9 protein-coding genes are annotated in these 8,301 nt (G+C 64.1%); 5 read left to right on the top strand and 4 right to left on the bottom strand.

Annotated elements, in window-relative coordinates:
• Window positions 1-662 (top strand): S1 RNA-binding domain-containing protein (locus tag EN932_RS22420; RefSeq protein WP_128369074.1); only part of this gene is annotated, 662 nt, incomplete at its 5' end.
• Window positions 663-759: 97 nt separating this feature from the next.
• Here EN932_RS22420 and EN932_RS22415 read toward each other — a convergent pair.
• The 4 genes from EN932_RS22415 to EN932_RS22400 form a co-directional block, all read right to left on the bottom strand.
• Window positions 760-1,467: an SDR family NAD(P)-dependent oxidoreductase gene (locus EN932_RS22415; RefSeq protein WP_063171055.1), complete on the bottom strand. Its 708-nt coding sequence runs from the start codon at window positions 1,465-1,467 to the stop codon at window positions 760-762.
• Window positions 1,468-1,636: 169 nt separating this feature from the next.
• A complete protein-coding gene (locus EN932_RS22410) occupies window positions 1,637-3,214 on the bottom strand; it encodes a 5-guanidino-2-oxopentanoate decarboxylase (RefSeq protein WP_127369269.1) in 1,578 nt (525 codons plus the stop codon).
• Window positions 3,211-3,858 carry a TetR family transcriptional regulator C-terminal domain-containing protein gene (locus tag EN932_RS22405; protein WP_032809890.1) on the bottom strand — a complete coding sequence of 216 codons (648 nt, stop codon included), beginning with the start codon at window positions 3,856-3,858 and terminating at the stop codon, window positions 3,211-3,213. Before EN932_RS22405 ends, EN932_RS22410 begins: the two co-directional genes overlap by 4 nt.
• Window positions 3,855-4,727: a dimethylarginine dimethylaminohydrolase family protein gene (locus EN932_RS22400; protein WP_063171053.1), complete on the bottom strand. Its 873-nt coding sequence runs from the start codon at window positions 4,725-4,727 to the stop codon at window positions 3,855-3,857. Before EN932_RS22400 ends, EN932_RS22405 begins: the two co-directional genes overlap by 4 nt.
• 213 nt (window positions 4,728-4,940) lie before the next feature.
• On the opposite strand from EN932_RS22400, the gene EN932_RS22395 reads away from it, so the two are divergent.
• The 4 genes from EN932_RS22395 to EN932_RS22380 all read left to right on the top strand — a co-directional run bounded on the left by EN932_RS22395 (window position 4,941) and on the right by EN932_RS22380 (window position 8,288).
• On the top strand, window positions 4,941-5,756 hold the full coding sequence (locus EN932_RS22395; protein ID WP_063169844.1) for an ABC transporter ATP-binding protein: 816 nt from the start codon (window positions 4,941-4,943) through the stop codon (window positions 5,754-5,756).
• Between the two features lie 53 nt (window positions 5,757-5,809).
• The gene (locus EN932_RS22390; protein ID WP_063169843.1) at window positions 5,810-6,610 is read left to right on the top strand and encodes a transporter substrate-binding domain-containing protein; all 801 of its coding nucleotides are present in this window, start codon (window positions 5,810-5,812) and stop codon (window positions 6,608-6,610) included.
• Window positions 6,611-6,765: 155 nt separating this feature from the next.
• Window positions 6,766-7,479, top strand: a complete 714-nt coding sequence (locus tag EN932_RS22385) for an ABC transporter permease (protein WP_196815384.1) — start codon at window positions 6,766-6,768, stop codon at window positions 7,477-7,479.
• The gene (locus tag EN932_RS22380) at window positions 7,479-8,288 is read left to right on the top strand and encodes an ABC transporter permease (protein WP_063171052.1); all 810 of its coding nucleotides are present in this window, start codon (window positions 7,479-7,481) and stop codon (window positions 8,286-8,288) included. Before EN932_RS22385 ends, EN932_RS22380 begins: the two co-directional genes overlap by 1 nt.
• The last annotated feature ends 13 nt before the right edge of the window (window positions 8,289-8,301 follow it).

Genomic DNA, 8,301 nt, shown 5'->3' with positions numbered 1-8,301 from the left:
GCCGCATCTCGCTCGGCCTCAAGCAGACGCTCGAGAATCCGTGGCAGGCTTTCGCCTCTAGCCATCCGGTCGGCAGCCAGGTCGAGGGCGAGGTCAAGAACAAGACCGAGTTCGGCCTGTTCATCGGCCTCGAAGGCGACGTGGACGGCATGGTGCACCTTTCCGACCTCGACTGGACCCGTCCGGGCGAGCAGGTCATCGAAGAGTATAATCGCGGCGACATGGTCAAGGCGCAGGTGCTCGACGTCGACATCGACAAGGAGCGCATCTCGCTCGGCATCAAGCAGCTGGCCAAGGATACGGTCGGCGAAGCGGCGACTTCAGGCGAACTGCGCAAGAACGCGGTCGTCACCTGCGAAGTCATCGGCGTCAAGGATGGCGGTCTGGAAGTGCGGCTGGTCGACAGCGGCATCGAAACCTTCATCAAGCGCTCCGACCTGAGCCGTGACCGCGACGAGCAGCGCCCCGAGCGCTTCACCGTCGGCCAGAAGGTCGATGCCCGCGTCATCGCCTTCGACAAGAAGACCCGCAAGCTGCAGGTCTCGATCAAGGCGCTGGAAATCGCCGAAGAGAAGGAAGCGGTCGCTCAGTACGGCTCGACCGACTCCGGCGCTTCGCTGGGCGACATCCTGGGTGCCGCGCTGAAGAAGCAGGGCAGCTAAGTCTTCGCACCGCGAAGCCTTCGCACAGGCTCCAAAACAAAACCCCGCCGGAGCGATCCGGCGGGGTTTTTCTTTGACCTAGGTAAAGGTTGGAAAGTTACGCCCTGCCGTAAAGCGGCACCAGCGTGCCGCTCATCGCCTGATTGGCCGGCGAGGCGAGATAGGCGATGGCCTCGGCGGCGGCTTCGAGGCTGACCCATCTTGTGACATCGGCATCCGGCATATCGGCGCGGTTTGCCGGCGTATCTAGCGTCGACGGCGCCACGGCATTGACCAGGATGCCCTTGTGCTTCAGCTCTTCGGCCATCGCCACCGTCATGGCTGCCACCGCCGCCTTGCTGGCGGCGTAAGCGACCATGCCGGCGCCGCGCCGCGGATCGAGCCCGGCGCGCGCGGTGACGTTGACGATGCGGCCCGCCGTGTCCGACGACAGCATCGAGCGGATCGCGGCGCGGCAGCACAGGAAGGCGGTGCGCGCATTGGTGTCCATCATCTCGGCAAAGGACGCCGACTCGATCTTTTCAACAGGCGCCGAGGTGAAGCCGCCAGCCAGATGGATCGAGCCCCAAAGGCCCGGAACCTGGCTATAGAACGCTTCGACCTTCGCGGGGTCCGAGAGATCGACGTTGTGCACCAGCTGGACACGGTCATGCGAGGTAAAGGGGAAATGCGTAGGGGCGGCGGCATGAGCATTGGGCACATGGCAGATCGCGCCGTCGCTCAGCAGTTTGCCGACAACCGCACCGCCGAGCGCACCGGTCCCACCAGTCACGACGATATGCTTGCCTTCAAGTGTTTCCGTCATCTTGGACGCTCCTGTCATTTTTTTATCGTTAGGTCGTTTCTGTGCCGCCGACGCGAAGCGTCGCGCCTTTTGCGCCATCACTCAATTGACATCTCGACATGGCAGTTGTCGCGTCTTTGCATGCGTCCGACACTTCAGCCGTGGTCCGCCAAAACGGGAAACCCGCGCTTCAGTCAACTGTGATTTCGATGACGCGCGGCAGTCCGGTGGCCCGGGCGCGCTTCAGCGCGTCCGCGAGAGCATCGATATCGGCAAGCCGTTCGGCGCCGATGCCATAGGCCTCGGCCAGCTTGCAGAAATCCGGCGGCGCCGGCGATACGCCGACCGGCTCGACGCCGACATCGAGCATCGAGGTTTCGATCTCGCGGTAGCCTCTGTTGTTCCAGACGACGAAGATGACCGGTACCCGCGCGTCGAGCGCGGCGCCCAGTTCCGGCAGCGTGAACTGGAAGCCGCCGTCACCCGTGAGGCAGACGACCGGCGCATCGGGTATCGCAAGGGCCGCGCCAATTGCGGCCGGCGGGCCGTAGCCAAGCGCGCCGAAGCCGGTGGCGGCATTGAACCAACCGCCTGGCCGATCATGGTCGTAATAGAGGTTGGCCGCATAGATCGGCTGCGTCGAATCGCCGACGATGAGCGCGCCCGGCAAAGCGTCGCGGATCATCTCGACGGCGCGCACCTGCCCCTGCAGTGTCGGATTGAGCTCGGCAAAGGCTGCTTTGCGTGTAGTAGCGGCGCGCGACGAACCGCCCTCGCTTGCCCGGACATGGCGGGTTTCCAGAAGCAGTGCTTCGAGCGCCTCGGCGCAATCGGCCAGGATCGAAACCGTCGCCGGGCGGCGGGCAAGCTGGTCCGCGCCGATATCGATGCGGATCAGGTTGGCGGGCAGGACGAAGCCGCCATCGCTGTAGCCGTCATAGTCGGTCGGGCCGAATTCGGTGCCGGCGGCAATGACCAGGTCGGCGTCGGCCATCAGCGCCCGTACTGTCTTCAGGCTGGGACTGGCCGGCACGCAAAGCGGATGACCATGCAGCAGGCCGCGCGCATTGGTGGTCTGGACGACCGGCGCCCCCAGCCGTTCGGCCAGACGCCGCAGTGGCGCTTCGGCGCGTTTGGCGCCGCCGCCGACCAGGATCAGCGGGCGGCGCGCTGCACTGATGAGTTTGGCCGCGTTGGCAATTGCGACACCTTCCGGCACGGGCGGCGTCACATTGCTCAGCATGGCAGCGATGCCATCCGCCGGCTTGACCATGACGTCGGTCGGGATCTCGATATGTACCGGGCCGGGCCGGGCCGATGAAAACAGGGCGAAGGCCTGCGCCAGCGCGCCGGGCAATTCGCCAGCCTCGGTAACGCGCTGCGAAAACAGCGCCACCTTCTCCATCATGCCGCGCTGATCCGGCAATTCGTGCAGATGGCCCAGCCCCTTGCCCAGCGTCGGCGTGGCGTTGACGCCTGAGATCACCAGCATCGGCACCGAATCGGCGCGTGCCTGCCCCATGGCGGTGATGGTGTTGGTCAGCCCCGGTCCGGTGATGACGAAGGCGACGCCCGGTCTGCCGCTGGCGCGTGCGTAGCCATCGGCCATGAAGCCGGCGCCCTGTTCGTGACGCGGTGTGACGTGGCGGATCTTGGAGCGCGCTAGCCCGCGGTAGAGTTCTACCGTGTGGACGCCGGGAATCCCGAAGACCGTGTCGACGCCATGGGCTTCGAGCAGCGAAATGAGCGCTTCGCCGAGTGTCGTCATTGGTTTTCCTCCCCTTCCGGCGCGAGGCCTAGTTCGGCCTCGACGGCCTTGATGCCGATCGCCGCCAATTCGCCGGGCGAGAACATCTCGCCGGCCAGGCAGCCTTCGATCCAGAGTCCGTCGATGATCGCATTAATCGCGATGGCATGGTGGCGCAATTGGCTTGCGTCCGATTTGCGCCGTTCGGCGGCGAGCACCTCGGCCACAACCGCTTCCACCTCATTGCGAAAACCAAGGTAGCCTTCGCGGTGGGCGTGGGCCAAGGTCGGATCCGCTCTGGCGCGGCCGATGAAGGTTGCCCAGAGCGAAAACACCCGCGCGTCGATAATCGGCGCATTGAGGTTGGCGGTGACGAAAGCCGCAAGGCGCTGGCGAGGCGAGGCATTCTCCATGACCAAAGCCGCTTTCGCCTGCTCGGTCATGCGGCCCATCAGCGCTGCATAGGCTTCCTGCAGCAATTCTTCCTTGCCGGGAAAATAGTGCCGGATCAGCCCGGCGGTGACGCCGGCACGCAATGCGATGGTGCGCAAGGTGGCGCCCTGCAGGCCATGTTCCGCCACGCTGTCCAGAGTGGCCTCGATCAGATCCTGCCGCCGCCGCTCCTCGCCCTCGCGACGGAACCTGCGGCGGGATGGCATATTCATTGGCGCAGGATCGGTCGCGTCAGGCATGTCGGCCCGCCCTCGCAGGCGATGCAGAGCGCATCCGCCTCGAAGATTTCGACCGTGCAGCCGGCGGCTTCCATCGCGGCTTTGGTCTTTGGAAAGCCCGCGACGGCAATGATCTTGTGTGGGCTGGTCGGCAGCACGTTCAGGCTAAGGCCGTTGGAAGCCGCGAACTCTTCGGCGTCGCCTTCGACCAGCCGGATGTTACGCGCCTTCAGCATCTGATAGAATGGGGCCGGCAAAAGCGGTGAATGGACCAGTGCGAGGTCGTCGGCCAGCGGGCTGATCACCGACATCAGATGCAGGCACGCTTCTTCGCCTTGCCACAGCGGAAGATCAAAGCCGTAGACGGAAACGCCCAGCGGCGTCAGCAGGTTGGAAACCTGCTGGATGCCTTCCTGGTTGGAGCGGACACCGCGCCCGATCACCAGCGTACGGGCATCGAGCCATACGCAATCACCGCCTTCGACCTGGCCAGGAACCTCGACGCGGCCCAGGATTGGAATGCCCAGCCTTCGGTAGGTTTCCTCATGCAGCGAGGGCTCCCTGGCGCGCAACGGCTTGCCCATGGACAGAATCAGCGCGCCGCGATCGGTCATCAGCGACGGGTCGTGCGTGAACACCGAGTCCGAAAGTCCATCCGCCGTGTCCTCGATCCATTCGATTTCGGCACCGGAAGCCGCCACCAGTTCAGCAAGGAGCGCGTGCTGCGATGCCGCTTTCGCCGGATTGAATCCCGGGCCATAGTGCCAGGCAACCCTGTCGGCATTGCGCATGGCGTTGGCCGCCGACCGCATCAGCACGCGGCGCAGCGGCGCCGCCATGGACTGTGATCCGAAAGCGCTCATCGAAGTCCTTTTTCGCTGAAAAAAATCGAGAAAATTTCATGGAAGGCTATTTATACACTTGCACAACAAGCTCGCAAGTGCCGTAATAAGCAGGATTGACGGGCTCTCGCCGTTGGGTCCATGCTGAAGTCTGGAGCGGGGCAGTACAGCGTATATGTTGATTAGCCGGATACACGTTCGACGAACCGCAGCCGACCCGATAGAGGTCACCCGGTGAGCGTGGTGGAAGCTGCCGCAGTCCGATCCGGCAAGGCGCAGGACGGCGCCGCCGAAGCCATCCATGTCGAGAACCTGCACAAGAAGTTCGGTGAGCTGCATGTGCTGAAGGGCGTCTCGCTGTCAGCGCGCGACGGCGAGGTCATCGCCATCATCGGCGGCTCGGGGTCCGGCAAGTCGACCCTGCTGCGCTGCATCAACTGCCTGGAAAACCCGACCAGCGGCATCATTCGCGTCAATGGCGAGGAGATCAAACTCAAGGCCGACAGCCACGGCCACACCATTCCGGCCGACCGCAAGCAGATCGAGCGCATCCGCTCCAAGCTCGGCATGGTGTTCCAAAACTTCAACCTGTGGAGCCACATGACGCTGATCGAAAACGTCATCGAGGTTCCGGTGCATGTGCTTGGCGTCAAGCGCGATGTGGCGATCGGCGAGGCCGAGAGGCTGCTCGCCCGTGTCGGTCTGGCTGAAAAGCGCGACGTCTATCCGGCCTATCTGTCGGGCGGCCAGCAGCAGCGCGCCGCGATCGCCCGGGCGCTGGCCATCAATCCGCGCGTCATGCTGTTCGACGAGCCCACCTCCGCGCTCGATCCCGAACTGGTCGGCGAGGTGCTGAAGGTGATCGGCGACCTGGCGCGCGAAGGCCGCACCATGGTGCTGGTCACCCACGAGATGAAGTTCGCCCGCGAGGTCGCGACCCATGTCGTCTACCTCTACAACGGGCTGGTCGAGGAAGAAGGGCCGCCGGAGCAGATCTTCGGCGCACCGAAATCCGAAAGGCTGAAGCAGTTCATCCGCAACATCGGCTAGGCAAGCCGGGACGGAAGAAAACCGGGAACCAACAACAAACTGGGAGTCATGAAATGAAGACCGTTCTGAAGACATTTGCCGCAGCGCTGCTGCTCGGCGTCGCCGCCATGGGCGTGGCCAAGGCCGATCCGGTCAAGATCGGCGTCGCCGCCGAGCCTTATCCGCCCTTCACCTCGCCCGATGCTTCGGGCAAATGGATCGGCTGGGAGATCGACTTCATCGACGCCGTCTGCGCCGAGGAGAAGCTCGATTGCGTCATCACCCCGGTTGCCTGGGACGGCATCATCCCGGCTCTGACGACCAAGAAGATCGACCTCATCGTCTCCTCGATGTCGATCACCGCCGAACGCGCGAAGACGATCGATTTCTCGGACAAGTACTATAACACGCCGACCGCGATCATCGGCCCGAAGGACCAGAAATTCGGCTCCGCTCCGGACGACCTCAAGGGCAAGATCGTCGGCGTGCAAGTGTCGACGGTGCACGCTGTCTACGCCAAGAAGCACTTTGGCAGCACAGCCTCCGAGATCAAGGAATACCAGACCCAGGACGAGGCCAACAACGATCTGGCCGCCGGCCGTCTCGACGCGGTGCAGGCCGATTCCATCGCGCTTGGCGAATTCCTCAAATCCGACCAGGGCAAAGCCTGCTGCGACCTGAAGGGCATGGTCGCTCCCGATGACGAAGTGCTCGGACCGGGCGTCGGCGCCGGCGTGCGCAAGGAAGACACCGACCTGAAGGGCAAAATCAACGCCGGCATCAAGGCGATCCGCGCCAACGGCAAATATGACGAGATCTCGAAGAAATACTTCGATTTCGACATTTACGGCGGCGGCGGCGCGCAGTCGAACTGACGATCCTCGTATGAGCTGTGGGGTGTGGCGTCGCGCCATGCCCCACCTGCTCGATCTTTCCCAGGCATGTTTGCCGCCGACGCAGCCGTCGGCGGTTAGTCAGCACTTCGGGGGCGACGCTGATCGACGCACTTCTTTCGGCCTCCGCGGCCGGCATCACCGAGCTTCTCTCGCCCTACCCGCCAGGCTGGGGCGGGGCGCTTCTGGTTGGGCTGCTGCATTCGATCGAGATCGCGCTGGGCGCCACGTGCCTCGGCCTTCTGATCGGCACCGGCGGCGCCTATGGCAAGCTTTATGGCGGGCCGGTGGTGCGCGATCTCCTGGCGGTTTACACCACCATCGTGCGCGCCGTGCCCGAACTGGTGCTGATCCTGCTGCTCTATTACGCCGGCACCGACCTGATCAATCAGGCGCTGACGGCCATGGGTTATCAGCGCGTCGACGTGAGCGGCCTTGCCGCCGGCATCGCCGTGCTCGGCTTCGTCCAGGGCGCCTATTCGACAGAGGTGATACGCGGCGCGATCCTGGCCATTCCGCAGGGCCAGATCGAAGCCGCCCGCGCCTATGGAATGTCTCCGGGCCTGATGTTGCGGCGCATCACCTTGCCGTCAATGCTGCCCTTCGCTATTCCGGGCCTCGCCAATCTCTGGCTGATCGCCACCAAGGACACCGCGCTATTGGCTGTTGTCGGCTTCTACGAGCTGGCGCTGGCAACGCGGCAGGCAGCGGGCGTCACCAAGGCCTATTTCACCTTCTTTTTCGCGGCGGGCGTGCTCTATCTGCTTTTGTCGCTGTTTTCCAACCTCGTTATCGGCCGGGTCGAGACCTGGTCGCGGCGCGGCATGCCTTCGCTCAAGGAGGCGCGCTGATGGCCAACGAGGCGACCATCATCGACGTCGCCGCGCGAACGTCGCTGTGGCTGCAGCCGCACCGCATCGTGCTGATCCTGATCGCACTGGGCCTTGTTCTGTCGGCCGCCTTTTTCATGCGCTGGGACTGGCTGCCGCAATATTATGAAATGGGCTTGATCGGCCTCTGGCGCTCGCTGTGGATCCTGGCCGTCACCTGCGTGCTGGGCTTCCTGCTGGCCGTCCCGCTTGGCCTGGCGCAGGCTGCCGGCTCGTTCTGGTTCGCCGCACCCGCCAAGGTGTTCTGCACGGTGATCCGGGGCACGCCGCTGCTGATCCAGCTCTGGCTGCTCTATTACGGCCTGGGTTCGCTGTTCCCGCAATATCCGTGGATCCGCGAATCCTGGATGTGGCCATATCTGCGGCAAGCCTGGCCCTATGGCGTGCTGGCGCTGACCCTGTCGTTCGCCGGTTATGAGGGCGAGGTGATGCGCGGCGCCTTCGCCGGCGTGCCCAAGGGGCAACTCGAAGCCGCCCGCGCCTTCGGCATGAGCCGCTGGAAGGCGTTCCGGCGGATCTGGCTGCCGCAAGCCATCTACCGGGCGCTGCCGACGCTGACCGGCGAGACCGTGCTGCAATTGAAGTCGACGCCGCTGGTGGCAACGATCAGCGTCATCGACATCTTCGCCGTTTCGTCCAAAGTACGGCAGGACACCTACCTCACCTACGAGCCCTTGCTGCTGCTGGCGCTGATCTACATGACGATAACCGGCATTCTGGTCTTCGCCTTCAGCAGGATAGAGGCCAGGATCCCGAACAAGATTGGTTAGAGGGGAGTAGGGG

Origin of the sequence: Mesorhizobium sp. M7A.F.Ca.US.002.01.1.1 (assembly GCF_004022955.1) — a bacterium.
GTDB lineage: Bacteria > Pseudomonadota > Alphaproteobacteria > Rhizobiales > Rhizobiaceae > Mesorhizobium > Mesorhizobium ciceri.
Note: the sequence above shows the minus strand (reverse complement) of the source record. Positions and strands in the feature narration are given on the sequence as shown.

Excerpts from the sequence above, each read along its gene's own strand:
- EN932_RS22415 (WP_063171055.1), bottom strand. The coding sequence starts at position 1,467 with ATGACGGAAACACTTGAAGGCAAGCATATCGTCGTGACTGGTGGGACC.
- EN932_RS22410 (WP_127369269.1), bottom strand. The coding sequence starts at position 3,214 with ATGACGACACTCGGCGAAGCGCTCATTTCGCTGCTCGAAGCCCATGGC.
- EN932_RS22405 (WP_032809890.1), bottom strand. The coding sequence starts at position 3,858 with ATGAATATGCCATCCCGCCGCAGGTTCCGTCGCGAGGGCGAGGAGCGG.
- EN932_RS22400 (WP_063171053.1), bottom strand. The coding sequence starts at position 4,727 with ATGAGCGCTTTCGGATCACAGTCCATGGCGGCGCCGCTGCGCCGCGTG.
- EN932_RS22390 (WP_063169843.1), top strand. The coding sequence starts at position 5,810 with ATGAAGACCGTTCTGAAGACATTTGCCGCAGCGCTGCTGCTCGGCGTC.
- EN932_RS22380 (WP_063171052.1), top strand. The coding sequence starts at position 7,479 with ATGGCCAACGAGGCGACCATCATCGACGTCGCCGCGCGAACGTCGCTG.